General features: G+C 58.6%; 15 protein-coding genes and 1 pseudogene. 10 read left to right on the forward strand and 6 right to left on the reverse strand.

Annotated elements, in window-relative coordinates:
* Positions 1–82: 82 nt before the first annotated feature.
* Complete coding sequence (gene lysM, locus ACGSLL_RS11050; protein ID WP_394505698.1) at positions 83–523, reverse strand: peptidoglycan-binding protein LysM; 441 nt, start codon at positions 521–523, stop codon at positions 83–85.
* 138 nt (positions 524–661) lie between these two features.
* On the opposite strand from lysM, the gene ACGSLL_RS11055 reads away from it, so the two are divergent.
* The 4 genes from ACGSLL_RS11055 (at position 662) to ACGSLL_RS11070 (ending at position 5,647) form a co-directional block, all read left to right on the forward strand.
* Positions 662–1,549, forward strand: coding sequence for a LysR family transcriptional regulator (locus ACGSLL_RS11055; protein WP_394505700.1), 888 nt, complete (start codon positions 662–664; stop codon positions 1,547–1,549).
* A gap of 92 nt (positions 1,550–1,641) precedes the next feature.
* A complete protein-coding gene (gene fdhD / locus ACGSLL_RS11060; RefSeq protein ID WP_394505702.1) occupies positions 1,642–2,481 on the forward strand; it encodes a formate dehydrogenase accessory sulfurtransferase FdhD in 840 nt (279 codons plus the stop codon).
* Complete coding sequence (locus ACGSLL_RS11065; RefSeq protein WP_394505704.1) at positions 2,478–4,826, forward strand: FdhF/YdeP family oxidoreductase; 2,349 nt, start codon at positions 2,478–2,480, stop codon at positions 4,824–4,826. The genes fdhD and ACGSLL_RS11065 overlap by 4 nt, the downstream gene beginning before the upstream one ends.
* A 338-nt stretch (positions 4,827–5,164) precedes the next feature.
* Positions 5,165–5,647: a glycine zipper domain-containing protein gene (locus ACGSLL_RS11070; RefSeq protein WP_394505706.1), complete on the forward strand. Its 483-nt coding sequence runs from the start codon at positions 5,165–5,167 to the stop codon at positions 5,645–5,647.
* A gap of 53 nt (positions 5,648–5,700) precedes the next feature.
* Here ACGSLL_RS11070 and ACGSLL_RS11075 read toward each other — a convergent pair whose 3' ends face one another.
* The 3 genes from ACGSLL_RS11075 to ACGSLL_RS11085 all read right to left on the reverse strand — a co-directional run bounded on the left by ACGSLL_RS11075 (position 5,701) and on the right by ACGSLL_RS11085 (position 9,564).
* Complete coding sequence (locus ACGSLL_RS11075; RefSeq protein ID WP_394505708.1) at positions 5,701–6,132, reverse strand: acyl-CoA thioesterase; 432 nt, start codon at positions 6,130–6,132, stop codon at positions 5,701–5,703.
* 143 nt (positions 6,133–6,275) lie between these two features.
* Complete coding sequence (locus ACGSLL_RS11080; RefSeq protein ID WP_394505710.1) at positions 6,276–7,502, reverse strand: 3-hydroxyacyl-CoA dehydrogenase; 1,227 nt, start codon at positions 7,500–7,502, stop codon at positions 6,276–6,278.
* 127 nt (positions 7,503–7,629) lie between these two features.
* Positions 7,630–9,564 carry a RecQ family ATP-dependent DNA helicase gene (locus tag ACGSLL_RS11085; protein ID WP_394505712.1) on the reverse strand — a complete coding sequence of 645 codons (1,935 nt, stop codon included), beginning with the start codon at positions 9,562–9,564 and terminating at the stop codon, positions 7,630–7,632.
* 449 nt (positions 9,565–10,013) lie between these two features.
* Here ACGSLL_RS11085 and ACGSLL_RS11090 point away from each other — a divergent pair, with 449 nt between their 5' ends.
* The 6 genes and pseudogenes from ACGSLL_RS11090 (at position 10,014) to ACGSLL_RS11115 (ending at position 13,575) form a co-directional block, all read left to right on the forward strand.
* Positions 10,014–10,289 carry a hypothetical protein gene (locus ACGSLL_RS11090; protein ID WP_090288313.1) on the forward strand — a complete coding sequence of 92 codons (276 nt, stop codon included), beginning with the start codon at positions 10,014–10,016 and terminating at the stop codon, positions 10,287–10,289.
* A gap of 94 nt (positions 10,290–10,383) precedes the next feature.
* A complete protein-coding gene (locus ACGSLL_RS11095) occupies positions 10,384–11,526 on the forward strand; it encodes a hypothetical protein (protein ID WP_394505715.1) in 1,143 nt (380 codons plus the stop codon).
* Between the two features lie 340 nt (positions 11,527–11,866).
* On the forward strand, positions 11,867–12,166 hold the full coding sequence (locus ACGSLL_RS11100) for a hypothetical protein (RefSeq protein ID WP_394505717.1): 300 nt from the start codon (positions 11,867–11,869) through the stop codon (positions 12,164–12,166).
* A 130-nt stretch (positions 12,167–12,296) separates the two neighbouring features.
* Complete coding sequence (locus tag ACGSLL_RS11105; protein ID WP_394505719.1) at positions 12,297–12,740, forward strand: hypothetical protein; 444 nt, start codon at positions 12,297–12,299, stop codon at positions 12,738–12,740.
* Entirely contained in the window at positions 12,740–13,012 is a 273-nt protein-coding gene (locus ACGSLL_RS11110) for a type II toxin-antitoxin system RelE/ParE family toxin (protein WP_394505721.1), read from the forward strand. Before ACGSLL_RS11105 ends, ACGSLL_RS11110 begins: the two co-directional genes overlap by 1 nt.
* A gap of 82 nt (positions 13,013–13,094) precedes the next feature.
* Positions 13,095–13,575, forward strand: a pseudogene (locus ACGSLL_RS11115) (helix-turn-helix domain-containing protein).
* Positions 13,576–13,639: 64 nt separating this feature from the next.
* Here the strand turns inward: ACGSLL_RS11115 and ACGSLL_RS11120 are convergent.
* Both ACGSLL_RS11120 and hslO read right to left on the reverse strand, forming a co-directional pair.
* Positions 13,640–15,181, reverse strand: a complete 1,542-nt coding sequence (locus tag ACGSLL_RS11120; RefSeq protein ID WP_394505723.1) for a phosphoenolpyruvate carboxykinase — start codon at positions 15,179–15,181, stop codon at positions 13,640–13,642.
* Between the two features lie 181 nt (positions 15,182–15,362).
* Complete coding sequence (hslO, locus tag ACGSLL_RS11125) at positions 15,363–16,265, reverse strand: Hsp33 family molecular chaperone HslO (protein WP_090288303.1); 903 nt, start codon at positions 16,263–16,265, stop codon at positions 15,363–15,365.
* Positions 16,266–16,319 lie beyond the last annotated feature (54 nt).

Here is a 16,319-nt window from a genome sequence, read left to right on the forward strand (position 1 = left end):
GCCCTTCGCGAGCAGGCTCGCTCCCACAGGGAAACGCATTTCCATGTGGGAGCGAGCCTGCTCGCGAAAGTGGTTGCGAAGGTTACTCAGGAATACGCAGTGTCTGGCCTGGATAGATCTTGTCCACATCCTTGAGCATCGGTTTGTTGGCCTCGAAGATCTTGTTGTACTGATTGGCGTTGCCGTATACCGCGAGGGAGATCGCGCTGAGGGTGTCGCCTTTTTTCACCACGACAAATCGCGCCGCAGCGACCACCGGCCCGGTCACGGTGATCTGGTCATCTACGCTGCCCACCCCTTGAATGTTGCCCACCGCCAGAAGAATTTTCTCTTTCTCTTCCTGACTGGCGACTTCACCGGTCACCGTCACCTTGTCGCCGTCCACAGTCGCCTGTACGTTGGGATTGCCCAGCCCGACCTTGCTGATGTGTTCCTTCAATTGCTCGCTGGCATTGGCATTGCCGGGGGTCAGCAGGTCCAGCAGCTTTTCACCGGCTTCCTTCACAAAGCTCAAAAGACTCATGGCGCACACTCCTTGATTTGGGTTCCAGACGCCCAAGCCTAGACCACCCCGGCCAAACCCGGTTCCAGTCCGACCAATGACCCTGTGCATGCGCACGCGGTAGAATCGCCTACCCCGCCAACCTTTCCCGGAGCGAAGATGGACATCAAGCAACTGAAATTCCTCATCGCCCTCGACGAAACCCGTCACTTCGGCCAGGCCGCTGCGCGTTGCCACATCACCCAGCCGACCTTGTCGATGCGCCTGCGCAGCCTCGAAGAAGAACTCGACCTGCCGCTGGTCAACCGTGGGCAGCGCTTTGAAGGTTTCACCGCGCCGGGCGAACGCGTGCTGGCGTGGGCGCGCACGGTGCTGGCGGCTTATGACGGCTTGCAGGCGGAAGCGGCGGCCTGTCGCGGCAATCTGATCGGTACGTTGCGCCTGGGCGTGGTGCCGCTGTCGAGCTTCGACCCGCTGCCGCTGATGCAACGCCTGCACGCTGCGCACCCGGAGTTGCGCTTCGAATTATCGTCGCTGAGTTCCGAGCAGGTCCTCGAGCATCTGGCCAACAATCGCATCGACATCGGCGTGTCGTATCTGGAGCGTCTGGACAGCGAGCGATTCGATTCTCTGGCCTTCGACGAAACGCGCATGGGCCTGCTTTACGATCAGCGCTCGTTCACCTTTGGCGAAGCACCGCTGAGTTGGGAAGCGCTGATCGAGTTGCCGCTGTGCATGCTCACCAGCGGCATGCATTTTCGCCAGTCCATCGACCACAACTTCCACAGCCGCGGCCTGACCCCGCAGCCATTGCTGCAAACCGACGCCGTGCATCAATTGTTACAGGCCGTACACGGCGGCTTTTGCTGCGCGATCATGCCGCTGGATGGAGGTGCGGAAACTCTGGCCGATCACCTGCGTCTGCAACCGATCGAAAACGCCCGCACGCTGGCGCCGCTGGGCCTGATCATGCGCCGTGGCGCGCCACGCTCGGCGCTGGCCGAAGCCTGTTTCGCGCTGTATCAGAAATCGTCTAAAGAGGCTTGATCGACGGCATCTATCGGCAGATCGGTAATAGCGATTAGACGCGACAACTTGACGCGCCTAGTCTTGACCTAGATCAAACCGTCGGTGATGCCATGAACGCCAAGCGCCCAGCCTGCGCGGCGCCAGCCCTCGAAACGCCCGCGCCCGCCGCCAGCCAGACCTACAGCTACAGCGATTTGCCCCGCGGGGAATCGGCCAGCACCGCGCTGGCCGAAGAAGTCGCGTTGGCGATTGCCTATAACGGCATCAGTCAGGCGGTGATGCTGGTGACCCCAACGGATCTGGAAGACTTCATTGTCGGCTTCAGCCTCGGCAGCGGCATCATCGAAGACGCCAGCGATATCTACGACCTGCAACTGACCGGCTCAGGCTCAGCGCAGTATGCGCAGGTGACCATCGCCAATCGCGCCTTCTGGAACCTCAAGCAACAGCGTCGGCAATTGGCTGGTACCAGCGGTTGCGGTCTGTGCGGTGTCGAAGCGGTGGAACAGGCGCTGCCGGATCTCAAGGTGTTGCCCGGCGCGCCGCTGCCGCCGATCACCTGGCTCGACGGTCTGCGCCAGCGCATCGGTGCGTTTCAGCCGTTGGGCCAGCATTGCGGCGCCGTGCATGCCGCGGTGTTCATGAATGCCAGCGGCGAGTTGCTGCTCGGTCGCGAAGATATCGGCCGGCACAACGCCCTCGACAAGCTGATCGGCGGCCTGATTCGTCAGAAGATTTCCACCGAGGGCGGCTTGGCGATTGTCACCAGCCGTTGCAGTCTCGAACTGATTCAGAAAGTCCTGCGTGCCGGTATCCAGACCCTTGTCAGTCTGTCGGCACCGACCGGGCTTGCCGTGCAATGGGCACGGCGCCACAACCTCAATCTCATCCACCTGCCGCAGAAAAGTGCGCCGCGGGTGTACAGCCCCGCGATGGAGAATCAAGCGTGAGCCAACATCATCAAGCCGACCAGAAACCTGTCCCGCGCTACAAGCCTTACAAAGGTGCCGCCGGCGGCTGGGGTGCCCTGATCAGCGTGGCGCAGGCCTGGTTGACCAGCGACAACGCGCTGAAGAACCTGCGCATGATGCTCAAGACCAACCAGAACGGCGGCTTCGACTGCCCTGGCTGCGCGTGGGGCGATTCGCCGGAAAGCGGCATGGTCAAGTTCTGCGAGAACGGCGCCAAAGCGGTGAACTGGGAAGCGACCAAGCGCCGCGTGGACGCGAAGTTCTTCGCCAAACACAGCGTCACTGCGTTGCTGGAGCAGAGCGATTACTGGCTGGAATATCAGGGCCGCCTGACCGAGCCGATGGTCTACGACGCTGAAACCGATCGCTACAAGCCGATCAGTTGGGAAGATGCGTTTGCCCTGATCGGCAAGCATTTGCGCAATCTGCCGAGCCCGGACCAGGCTGAGTTCTATACCTCCGGTCGTGCCAGCAACGAAGCGGCGTACTTGTATCAGCTGTTCGTGCGCGCTTACGGCACCAACAATTTCCCTGACTGCTCGAACATGTGCCACGAGGCCAGCGGTGTGGCACTGGCGCAAAGTGTCGGCGTCGGCAAAGGCACGGTGACGTTCGATGATTTCGAGCACGCCGATGCGATTTTCGTCTGGGGCCAGAACCCCGGCACCAACCACCCGCGCATGCTCGAGCCACTGCGTGAAGCGGTGAAGCGCGGCGCGCAGGTGGTGTGTATCAACCCGTTGAAAGAGCGCGGCCTGGAACGTTTCCAGCATCCACAGCACCCGATCGAAATGCTCACCAACGGCGACAAACCGACCAACACCGCGTATTTCCGCCCGGCGCTGGGCGGCGACATGGCGGTGCTGCGCGGCATGGCCAAGTTTCTCCTGCAATGGGAACGCGACGCGCAGAAGGCCGGCGAGCCGGCGGTGTTCGATCACGACTTCCTCAATGCCCACAGCGCCAACGTGCTGGAATACCTCGGTGTGGTCGATGACACGCCGTGGGAGCAGATCGTCGAGCAGTCGGGCCTGACCCTGGTCGAAATCGAACAAGCCGCGCGCATGTACGCCAAAGGCAAGAACGTGATCATGTGCTGGGCGATGGGCATCACCCAGCATCGCCATTCGGTGCCGACCATCCAGGAAATCGCCAACCTGATGCTGCTGCGCGGCAACATCGGCAAGCCGGGCGCCGGTCTGTGTCCGGTGCGTGGCCACAGTAACGTGCAGGGCGACCGCACCATGGGCATCAACGAACGTCCACCGGTGGCGTTCCTCGACTCGCTGGAACGCCGTTTCCAGTTCAAGGTGCCACGCCACAATGGGCACAACGTGGTCGAGGCGATCCACGCGATGGCCGAGGGCCGCGCCAAGGTGTTCATCGGTCTGGGCGGCAACTTCGCCCAGGCCACCCCGGACAGCCCGCGCACTTTTCAGGCGCTGCGCAATTGCGACCTGACCGTACAGATCAGCACCAAGCTCAACCGCAGCCACTTGGCTCACGGCAAAGACGCACTGATCCTGCCGTGCCTGGGTCGTACCGACATCGATATTCAGAGCGAAGGCCCGCAAGCGGTCACCGTGGAAGACTCGTTCAGCATGGTTCACGCCTCCAACGGCCAGTTGCAGCCGCTGTCGAACCAGATGCGCTCGGAGCCGTCGATCATCGCCGGCATCGCCGCCGCGACATTGGGCAGCAAACCGGTGGACTGGAACTGGCTGGTCGCCGATTACGGGCGTATTCGCGAGTTGATTGCCGACACCATTCCGAACTTCAAGGACTTCAACGAGAAGGTGAAAAACCCGGGTGGTTTCTACCTCGGCAACAGCGCTGGCGCGCGCAAGTGGAACACGCCGTCGGGCCGGGCCAATTTTCGTCCGAACCTGCTGCCCACGGATCTAGTGCACGAACGCACCCGCGCTACCGGGCAGCTACCGGACCTGATCCTGCAATCGATGCGTTCCCACGATCAGTACAACACCACCATTTACGGTCTCGACGATCGTTATCGCGGCGTCAAAGGCCAGCGCGACGTGTTGTTCGTCAACGAGGCCGACATCATTCGCCTGGGCTTCCGTCCGGGGCAGAAGGCCGACATCGTGTCGCTGTGGGACGATGGCCGCGAGCGCCGGGTGAAAGGTTTTACATTATTGGCGTTCGATATTCCTGCCGGCCAGGCGGCGGCGTACTATCCGGAAGTGAATCCGCTGGTGCCGCTGGAAAGCACCGGCGATGGCAGCCATACGCCGACGTCGAAATTCATTGCGATCCGCCTGGAAGCGGCGAGTGAGAGCGGGTTGATCATGGCCAAATCGGCTTAATCGACTTAATCGGCGCTTGTAATGGCCCCTTCGCGAGCAGGCTCGCTCCCACATTGGAATGCAATCCTCTGTGGGAGCGAACCTGCTCTCTAAAGCGATGGAACTGCCAACTTACCAACCGTGGCGGACGCTTTTCAATCGCCCACAAAAAAGGCCGTTTTTGCATAAAAACGGCCTGTCCGAAGTAGCTAAAGACCGGCGAAAATCGGTTAAGTTCCGGTGAAAAAACAGTAACTTGCAATATTGTATACAAGTCGTGTTATTCGTCGGATTTTGATTGTCACGCCCATTGCAGAGCCTCAGGATCGGCGCCGTCATCCCTTTGAGGCTCATCCTCTATGAAGTTCTCCTCGATTCTCTTGTTGTCCCTTGGCCTGGTCAGTGGCTTCGCTTCTGCAGGCGGCACCACCGAAGCAGGTGTGGGCGGCGCATTGGGCGGGGTTCTTGGCTCAGTCGTCGGTCAGTCTATAGGCGGCAATACAGGTTCCACCATCGGCGCAGCCTTGGGCGGCGCGGGTGGTAGCGCGGTCGGCGCAGACAAACGCAGCCGTGGCGAAGCCGCCATTGGCGGTGCATTGGGCGCGGCCGGTGGTAACGTCGTTGGTCGCAGTCTGGGTGGCACTACCGGCAGCCTGATCGGTTCCGCGGCAGGTGGCGGCGCAGGCGGCGCGCTGGGCAACTACATGGGCAACAAGAGCGATGACGATGATCGTCATTACGATCGCCGCGATGATCGCCGTTACTATCGCGATCGTGGTCATCCCGGCCGTGGCCACGCTTACGGCCATCGCAAGCATCACAAGCACTATCGCCACCGTTAAGGCGAGGCTTGAACAAAAATCGCAGCCCTCGGGCTGCGATTTTTTTTGCCTGTTCAGATGGCCAGACGTTGCAGCGCTGCGCGCAACCCGGGCGGAATCGGCACCGGCTGATTGCTCGCCCGGTCCACGAAGACATGAACGAAGCGCCCGGCTGCGCAGGCCTCCGCTTCTCCAACCTTGAACACCGCCAGCTCGTATTGCACCGAACTGTTGCCCAGCTTGCCCACGCGCAAGCCGATTTCGATCAGATCCGGGAAAGCGATCGAGGCGAAATAATCGCAGGCTGAGCTGACGACAAAACCGACTACTTCGCCGTCATGGATATCCAGACCACCGACCTGGATCAGGTAAGTGTTCACCGCCGTGTCGAAGAAGCTGTAATAAGTGACGTTGTTGACGTGACCGTAGGCGTCGTTGTCATGCCAGCGCGTGGTGATGGGCTGGAAGTGTGGGTAGTCGGCGCGTTGGGGGGTCGGGTTGGACATTGATCCTCGATTCCTGAAAGTGTTTTGGCGAGTCTGATTTAAAACCGTGGCGCGCCCTTCGCGAGCAGGCTCGCTCCCACAGGAATCCGCGGTCCATGTGGGAGCGAGCCTGCTCGCGAAGGCGTCAGCACAGCCGACATGTCTTAACGATCGGCAAATCCCCTCCCCTGCGCCGCCAGTTCGCCGATCAGCCGCGCCGGTTTCCACTGATCACCCTGCCGCGTCTCCAGCGCCAGCAGACGTTGATGAATATCCGCCAGCCCTTGCTGATCCGCCCAGGCCATCGGCCCGCCCTTGTCGGCCGGGAAGCCGTAACCGTTCAGGTACACCAGATCGATGTCATGGGCTGACTCGGCAATGCCTTCCTGGAGAATCTTCGCGCCCTCGTTGACCAGCGCCAGCAAACAGCGCTCGAGGATTTCCTCAGGACCGATCTCGCGGCGCTGGTAACCCAGCCCTTCACTGACCTGCAACACCAGTGCGTCAACCTCGGGGTCATGCTCAGCCTGTCGGCTGCCGGGTTCGTAATGGTAATAACCGTTGCCGGATTTCTGTCCGAAGCGGCCCAGCTCGCACAGTCGGTTATCGACCTGCACTTCTGGCGCATCCTGCCCCTTGCCCGCCAGTTCGCGGGCACGCCATTCCAGATCGATGCCGACCACGTCGTACATGCGGAACGGCCCCATAGCGAATCCGAAACCCTGCAGCGCTGCATCAACCTGATGCGGGTAGGCACCTTCGAGCAGCATCTTGCGCGCTTCCAGCACGTACGGATGCAACATGCGGTTGCCAATGAAGCCATGGCAATTGCCCGAGACCACACTGACCTTGCCCATGCGCTTGCCCAGCTCGAGAGCCGCCTGCAGCGCCGCCGGCGCGGTCTGCGCACCGCGGACGATCTCCAGCAGTTTCATGATGTGCGCCGGGCTGAAGAAATGCAGGCCCAGCACTTGCTCCGGACGGCGCGTGGCCGCGGCAATCGCATCGATATCCAGCGCCGACGTGTTGCTGGCGAGCAGCGCTTCAGGCTTGAGCAGGCCATCCAGTTCGCGAAAGATCTTTTGCTTGAGCTCAAGATTTTCGTACACCGCTTCGATCACCAGATCGACATTGCGAATCGCCGCATAATCGGCAGCGGCACTGACCCGGGCGATACGCGCGTCAGCCTCGGCCTGATCGATCCGCCCCTGACGCACGTTGTGCGCGTAGGTTTCGGCGACAGCGGCGAGCGCCTGTTCGAGCATTTGTGGATTATTGTCCACCCATTGCACCGCGACGCCAGCATTGGCCAGGCACATGACAATGCCACGGCCCATGGTCCCCGCGCCGATCACCGCAGCTTGCTGAATATCGAAGGATGTCTGGCTCATGTTGTTCTCTTGTTGGCGATCCAAAGACTGGAATCACCATAGTCAGCCAATGAAGGTTTTTGAAGTTTATTACCGTGATGGTTGGTATTCAGCGGATGGATAGAGGCTCGCTCCCACAACGTCCCGGTCAGCCAGGTATATTGTCAGCAGCCCAACGGCGCACTTCGCCAAAGGGATACTCCTCCAGCGCCGCGAATCCCGAAATCGTCCGCGCCTTCAGTTTGGTGAACAGCGGCACGCTGATCCCGCACAAGAACCGCGTCAGCCGCTCGGCCGATGGCATCGAGCCGGTGTGTTGCTCGTGCTTGTTAATAAATTCGCCACACAACTGCGCAAAATTTTCATCCACAAGCGCTGGTAGCTCCGGCGCTGCTGGCAGTCGTGCAACGTGGCCGTGACATACCGAACAATGGCCACATTGTTGCGGAGCATTGTGGTCGCCAAAGTATTCGGCCAGGCGATAACCAAGGCAGCGTTCGCTGGCGAACATCGCAAGCATAGTGTGAATACGTGTGATTTCAGCCTGCTCATGGCGGGTGAAATAGTCGTGTAGCTCGGTGCTCAAGTGTTCACTATCGAAATCACTGCGCAGCAGGCTGTAGACCTCGGTCATCTGCTTGCTTTCCAGCTCGATCCAGCCTTTTTCCTGAAAATAGTCCAGCGCCTTGACCACCCGACTGCGCTCGGCGGAATAGCGCGTATACATCGCATCGAAATTCACCGTGGCCCACGTACGTGCACGGGTTGAGGTCTGGATCAGCGCGGCAACGAAGTCCCGGCGTTCGCCGTCGAAACGCTCAAGCAGTACCTCCGGCTCCAGCAGGTATTTGAAGCGGTAGTCGGCGTAATAGGCGTAGCGCGGCGCGATCAAACCGCGCAGTTCCAGCTGAACCAGCAAAGTCTTGAGCGGCAACGAGCGAATGTTGCTCTGGTCCGCCAGCGGCCCGAGCATGAACTCCCACTGCCCCTGCACTGCCGAGGCCTTGATTTCATCCAGCACGTAACGAATGCCTTCACGCTCCGGGGTGTCGCCGTAGACGAAGTTTTCCAGCACGTTGAGGCTGTCGCGATTAGCCAATACCAGGCAATCGGACGGCTGCCCGTCACGACCGGCGCGGCCGATTTCCTGACTGTAGTTTTCGATGGACTTGGGCAGGTCGAAATGCACCACGTTGCGAATGTCGCTCTTGTCGATGCCCATGCCGAACGCAATGGTTGCCACGATACAATTGGACTGCCCGGCCATGAAGCGTTTCTGGATCGCTTCGCGTTGGTCATGGGGCAGACCGGCGTGATACGCCTCGGCCTGAATGCCATTGCGTTCAAGGTGCTCGGCGATGTCTGCAGCAGTTTTCTGCAAGGTCACGTAGACGATGCTTGGCTGCCCCGCTCGCGCGTTCATCCACTCCACCAGACGCCGGCGCTTGTCTTCACCGCGCACCGGTTCCACCAGTAGATTGAGATTGGGTCGGTAGAAGCCGGTGGTCACCACGTCCTCGGCGGCGATATTGAATTTGGCCTGCATGTCGGCAATGACATTCGGCGTTGCCGTAGCCGTCAGCAGCAGGGCTTGCGGGATGTTGAACTGGCGTTGGTAGTCCGGCAGCTTCAGGTAATCGGGCCGGAAATTGTGGCCCCACTCGGAAATACAGTGCGCTTCGTCGACAACTAATAACGAGATGGGTACCTGCTGCAGAAAATTGCGAAAGCGCTCGTTCTTCAAGCGTTCCACCGAGACCATCAGGATCTTCAATTCACCCGAACGGGCGCGGGCCATCACCGCACTGGCGTCATCACGATTTTGCGCCGAATCGATGCTGCCGGCCGAGATGCCATGGCGATGCAGAAAGGCCAGTTGATCCTGCATGAGCGCCAACAGCGGCGACACCACCAGCGTCAGATGCGGCAACAACAGGGCCGGCAGTTGATAACAAATCGACTTGCCGGAACCGGTGGGGAAAATCGCCGCCGCCGAGCGCCCGGCCAGCACCGCAATGATCGCGGATTCTTGCCCGGGTCGAAACTGTGAGAAACCAAAAACCTGTTCCAGGGTGTTGTGCATTCGCTGTCACTCCGTTGACTGCTGCCATGCCAACAGCCTAGCGGGCGATTGCAGCGAGTCGAGAAAAGGTCGGGGGTCAAATCGATTCGGAATGATACCGCGTGGGGAAATGCTCAACGCAAGCGCACGCGAAACGCGATTAAAAAGAGCCGATTCCGTTCAAGCGAGTGTCAGACGCCTGGAAACTTCCTACTGAATCCAAGCCGCATGTTATGAAGGGCGATCAAGAATCGTCTGCCCCACAAGTAGGAATATTCACCGGTTGATTCTTGGCCAAAACAAACCGCGAAAACGTGTAGGAAAGATCGCTCAATTGACGAAAAAGTCCCTACGAAAGCTGTCCATTGCGGCTGTCTTGTCTCACCGCAAAACGCCCTTCTATAGTGACCGGCGCGGCCTGAACACACCACCAGCCCGCCCGAACGCCTCAGCACAGGACACGCCTGACCATGATCAACCGCTACCGCCCGCTCAAGACCCGCTACAGCGAAAACCCCGTCCTGCTCATCGACAGCCATGCCAGCCCACGCGACCTCATCGACGCCGCCGATCAACGCTTGCGCGCTGCCGGAGATTTGCTGGAAACACTCTATTGCCTATGTTTTAAACAGGCAGACGTGAAAGACATTCCCAATATCGTTAACGCGCTTTACTTACTGGTACAGGACGGCTGCGATTTGCTGGAAGTCGCCAAACAGAACTCACCACAAACAACTTATAACTAAGCGGAACTACAAACGCCGAAACAACAGAACGCTTTATTTATCCACACAACCATCACTAACTTGTTTGCTCTTACAACTAACCAAGGGCAATACAATGACTGTTTTAACTATATTTTTTTGCGGCACCGGCTCCAACAAGTTTGATGTCACCCATGAAAATTTCTGGGACGGCGAACTGGTTTCGACACTGGCCGCCAACCATGCGGGCCGCGAGTTCGCCGAATGGATCGTCGTCGACGGGCCGGGCAGTGGCAACCTGCAAGCCGACGATCTGTTTACCAAAACCGAGGAATACGGCCTGACCGGCACACTGTTCGGCAAAGGCTGGGAAGAAAACGTGCAGCACGCCGTAAATATCATAAAAGGCAAATGTGACTGGCAGCGCGAGCAACTTACCGAAGAAGAATACAACCGTCTGAAAGCCGCCGGCATTCCTATCGACGATGTGAAGACCGAAGGTTCGTGGTTCTGGCGTAAATATAACTACGGCGATCGCAGCGTGACCCAGCAAACGTTACAAGAGCAAATTATCAAGACGTTCCGCAAGGACGGTGTAATCCCCACCCAAGTCAATCTGGTGGGCTGGAGCCGTGGCGGAATCAGCTGCCATATGTTGGCCAACGCAATGTTGAATGATCCAAAGCTGAACCATATTCCGGTGAATATCTTCGCTCTTGATCCGGTGCCGGGCATTGGCAACTTCCAGGACCAACGCGTCAAGCTCGGTGCCAACGTCAAAGAGTACGTTGCATTCTATGCCCGCGATGAACGGTCCAAAGGTTTCAGCTGTGTCATTCCACAGACCGCGGTCGGCACCAAAACCTCCATCTACCCAATGGCCGGCCGCCACGCGACCATGGCCGGCAATGCCACCGCCGCCGGTGGCGTACCGACCAGCAGCAGCGATCTGAAAACCTTCATCGAACCAGGCCGCATCGTCCGCCACTTCGCCGAAATCTGCCTCAACCGCTGGGGCGTGCAACTGAACAAAACCCTGAACCTCAGCGAAGCCGACCTGCTGCGCCTCACCGGCGCCATCGCCAGCGACGAAGCGCGCTACAAACTGATGCACAAGGTTTCCTACACCTACTTCACCGAACTCGATCAAGGCGAACGTTATGTGTCGCTGGGCAGCAAAGGCGTGCCGTTCTCGGCGGTGAAGGGTTCGATCTACGCGCCGGCAACGGGATTGACGACCAGCGTGCTGGAGTTGGCGGCGTATAAACATCTGCGTTGAAAAGTGAGCAGCCGTTGATAGCAACGTCCGATGAGATCTTCATACCGGTCCTACGCAGGCAGACTCTTTGTCTTCTATCGGGGTTGGGGAATGCGAACTTATAGTCGTGGCTGTCGCTGTTCACTTAGCGGCTCAGGTTTGGTCACCTGAAAACAGAGATAACTGATGCATGCCCTTGTATGCTGCCAGCACATTCTGTCGGCACGCTTAATGGCGGCTGTGTTTGGGACGCTTCGGCGTACCGGGTTATCTCTGCCGGTTTGACCAACTTGAACACAGTCCGCCTCCACCGCTTGGTCACGGTAGCAGCGGTTTTCGTTGCCTTCAGAGATGTCAAAAAATGAAAACATGGAATGAGTTTCTCACCGATCGCTACCACCCACTCGAATCCAGCCTCACCGACACCAGGCCGCTGCTCATCGACACCGCCGCCAACCCGCAGGACATCCTCGAATGTGCTGTCCAGCGTCTGCGCGCTTCCAGCGACCTGCTCCGCACCCTGTACTGCCTCAACTTCAAACAAGCCGACGTCGAAGACATCCCCCACATCACCCACGCGCTTTATCTGTTGACGCAGGACGGCTGTGACCTGCTGCAGGTCGCACAGCAGCGGATGCTCCACTGGAAAGCACCGACCTGATAACAAGCTGCCTGCCTTTAACTTAAGAACATGATTGCTGGACACCCGGCGTCCAGCCAAGGAGTGAATTTTGCAAACTACTATTGATTGCGTACGATGGAAGCCATTGTTCAGCCAAGGACTTGTCTTCATGATCACTGAAACCATCGATCACAGCACCCTTACCCACCTGATTGAAAACGGTTCTGTTAGCAGCACCAGCATTATCGCCAAACCCGGTGGCTGGTCGATCCAAATTCAGCAAGGAAGCAAAACATTTGCACTGGCAGCGCAACGCAGCGGTCAGGTGCGTCTATTCAAACGACTTGAAACCCTAGTCAGCTATCTGCAGGGTTTAGGTATAAGCCGCTTTGGAGTGGATGCCTCAAACTACGATCCGCTGCAACTTAAAACCTATGCTCGTCCGGATCGCTCCGAAGCTCTGAAACAGGCACATGAAGCCGCTGCGTATGAAGAATGGTTCAAGCAGCAAGTTCAGATCAGCATCGATGATCCAAGACCAAGCGTTAGCGATGAAGATGCTCGCCGAATATTCGCTGCCAAGCGTGATGCCTTGCGTCAACGAGCGCGCTGATGAGGCTGGTCTGGCGCCAACAAGCGCTTGATGACCGAGACCGAATCATGAATCGCATCGGGCAAGACAATCCTGAAGCGGCTGCGGATCTGGACGACGTTTTCGAATCAAAAGGGGACATCGCCCGACAGCGTCCCACCTTATACAAAAAGGGCAAAGTTGAAGGAACTAGGGAAATAGTCGCTGCCTCCAACTACGTCATCGTCTACACGATCAAAGATGAATGCGTGGAGGTGTTGCGAATTATTCATGCCCGGCAGCAATGGCCGTGATGGCGTACTAGAGCCTCTACATCGAGCGGGAAGTGCAATTATTCTGGCGCCATCACTACTCGAGTGAAGGAATATCAGCGTTATGGCCAAAAAGACCGCACCCCTGCTTCCGAAAAACTGCAGCGCTGCCGAGCAATCTGGGCGACCGTCTGAAATTGACACGTTTGCGCAGAAAGCTGACTGCCAAACAGGTCGCCGAACGAGCCGGAATGTCAGTCATGACACTACGGTCTCTGGAAACAGGTGCTACGGGGGTGACGATAGGGGCTTATGTGTCAGTAATGCAGGTTCTGGGTTTGGAACAAGACTTGAACCTGCTGGCATCTGCAGATGGCTTGGGCCGCTCTCTGCTGGATGCACGACTGACCAGTTCCAAACATACAAACAACGGGAAGCGAGCACGGGTCATTACCAGCGGCGGCAGCGTCAATGCCCGTGGCTCAACGGAGCAAATCTCGAGTTATGGAGAGCTATCCACTGAGTTCAGTCGCAAGTTTCCACTCAACACTTTTTCTCTATCCGAGCTTTTAAACGATGTGAATAAATTGAAGAAGGAAGACTAAGAACTGATGACCCACAAAAAAGCCGCCCCAAAAGGGCGGCTTTTTCATTCACAACAAACCAATCTTACAACTTCGGCCCTGCAGCCTTGATCGCGTCGCTCACTTCGAACTTCTTGAAGTTCTCGATGAACAGACCGGCCAGTGCTTTCGCGGCTTCGTCGTATGCGACCTTGTCAGCCCAAGTGTTGCGTGGGTTGAGCAGGACGGTGTCGACGCCCGGGACGGCCAGAGGCACGTCGAGGTTGATGGTGTCGAGATGTTCGGTGGCGGCACCGATCAGTGCGCCGCTCTGGATCGCTGCGATCACTGCGCGGGTGGTCGGGATGTTGAAGCGTTTGCCGACGCCGTAGCCGCCGCCGGTCCAGCCGGTGTTGACCAGGTAGACCTTGGAGCCGAAGCCGCGGATGCGCTTGATCAGCAGCTCTGCGTATTCGCCGGCCGGGCGCGGGAAGAACGGTGCGCCGAAGCAGGTGGAGAAGGTCGACTTGATGCCGCTGCCCGAACCCATTTCAGTCGAGCCCACCAGTGCGGTGTAGCCGGACAGGAAGTGGTATGCCGCTTGTTCTTCGTTGAGGATCGACACTGGCGGCAGCACGCCGGTCAGGTCGCAGGTCAGGAAGATCACCGCGTTCGGCTCGCCACCGAGGTTCTTCTCGGAACGCTTGGCCACGTGCTCCAGCGGGTAGGCGGCACGGCTGTTCTGGGTCAGGCTGACATCGGCATAGTCGGCGTGCTTGGCGTCGTCGATAACGACGTTTTCCAGTACAGCACCGTGCTTGATGGCTTTCCAGATAACCGGCTCGTTCTTCTCGGAGAGGTCGATGCACTTGGCATAGCAGCCGCCTTCGATGTTGAACACCACGCCTTCGCCCCAGCCGTGTTCGTCGTCACCGATCAGGTAACGGCTTTCATCGGCCGAGAGGGTGGTTTTACCGGTGCCCGACAGACCGAAGAACAGGGTCACGTCGCCTTCTTCGCCGATGTTGGCAGCGCAGTGCATCGGCAGCACGTCAGCGGCCGGCAGCAGGAAGTTCTGCACGGAGAACATGGCTTTCTTCATTTCACCGGCGTAACGCATGCCAGCGATCAGGACTTTTTTCTGCGCGAAGTTGATGATCACGCAACCGTCGGAGTTGGTGCCATCACGCTCAGGCACGCACTCGAAGTTGGCCACGTTGAGCACTTGCCACTCATCACGACCAGCCGGGTTGTACTGGGCCGGGTTGATGAACAGGCAACGACCGAACAGATTCTGCCAAGCAGTCTGGGTGGTCATTTTCACGGCCAGGTAGTGATCTTCCGCAGCGCCTACATGCACGTGGGAGACAAAGTGCTCTTGCGCATTGTTGAAGGCTTCTACGCGAGCCCACAGGGCATCGAACTTGTCGGCCGGGAACTTGCGGTTGATCGGGCCCCAGGCGATAGCGGCCTGGGTGGAAGGCTCTTCAACGATGAAACGGTCGACTGGCGAACGGCCGGTGCGATGACCGGTGCGGACTACCAGAGCGCCGGTATCGGCAAGCTCGCCCTCACCGCGTTGCAGGGCTTCTTTTACCAGATCATCAACACTCAGATCGGTGTACACGGCGTTATTGGCTTGCGTCATGAGGTTCCCCGTCGGCCAGTGGCCGAGTGTGCTCCAAACGTTTTGTAGTAGAAAGTCGTGCACTACTACCGCGAAAAAAGTGGGCCGGATTATGCCAGAAAAGCCCAAAAAGAGTAGGGTCCTCCCGTCGTAACGGCGAAATTCCGTCGCTACGCAGTGAATTTACCTGCGCTGAACCGTTTTAGTGCCGGGTATCTGACGGCGTGTCGACACCCGCGCCAGCGAACAATTGAGCGATATCGGCCGAGTCGAACACGTACTGCTGATTGCAGAACTGGCAGTCGATCTCGACCTTACCGCCTTGTTCGGCCGCCAGTGCCAGCGCATCCTCCAGCCCAAGACTGACCAGCGCATTGCCGGAGCGTTCCCGCGAGCAGCTGCAGTTGAAGCGCAGATGCTGCACGTCGAACAGGCGCACTTGCTCTTCGTGATAGAGGCGGTGCAGCACGGTTTCGTTATCCAGGCTGAGCAACTCATCGGCGCCCAGAGTGCTGGCCAGCGCGGTGAGGTGCTGCCAACTGGCGGCGCGATCTTCCTCGTCTTTCAAGCGGTCGGCAGGCAATTGCTGCAGCAGCATGCCGCGGGCACGACGGCCGTCGGCGAACAGCTTGAAGCGAGTGCCGACCTGTTGCGACATGACGAAATAGTTGGTGAAGCAATCGGACAGGGTTTCGCCGTCGAGATCAACGATGCCCTGATAACGCTGGCCAACGGTCGGATCGACAGTCAGGGCCAGTACGCCGTTCGGCATCAGGTCTGCCAGGGTGGCGTCGGCGGCAATCTGCTCGGCGTCGTAACGCGCCAGGCCACGAATCTCGCGCTCGCTTGAACATTCGATCATCAACAGCGGAATCGGCCCTTCGGAGCGCGCCTGCAAAATCAGCAGCCCGTCAAACTTCAAAGTGCCGACCATCAGCGACGCCGCCGCCATCAATTCGCCGAGCAACTGCGCCACCGGCTCCGGGTACGGGTGCTTGGCAAGAACCTCGGCGTAGCTGCGCTCAAGCGCGACCAGTTCGCCGCGAGTGTCGCTGTCGTCGAAGATGAAACGTTGGGTGAAATCGGTATCCGTTAGGTCGGTCATAGGTCCGGGTATCTGAAAGTGATGACAAAATGATTACAAAACGTGAAAATTTGC

It is taken from the genome of Pseudomonas retamae, assembly GCF_043496865.1.
Classification (GTDB): Bacteria; Pseudomonadota; Gammaproteobacteria; order Pseudomonadales; family Pseudomonadaceae; genus Aquipseudomonas; species Aquipseudomonas retamae.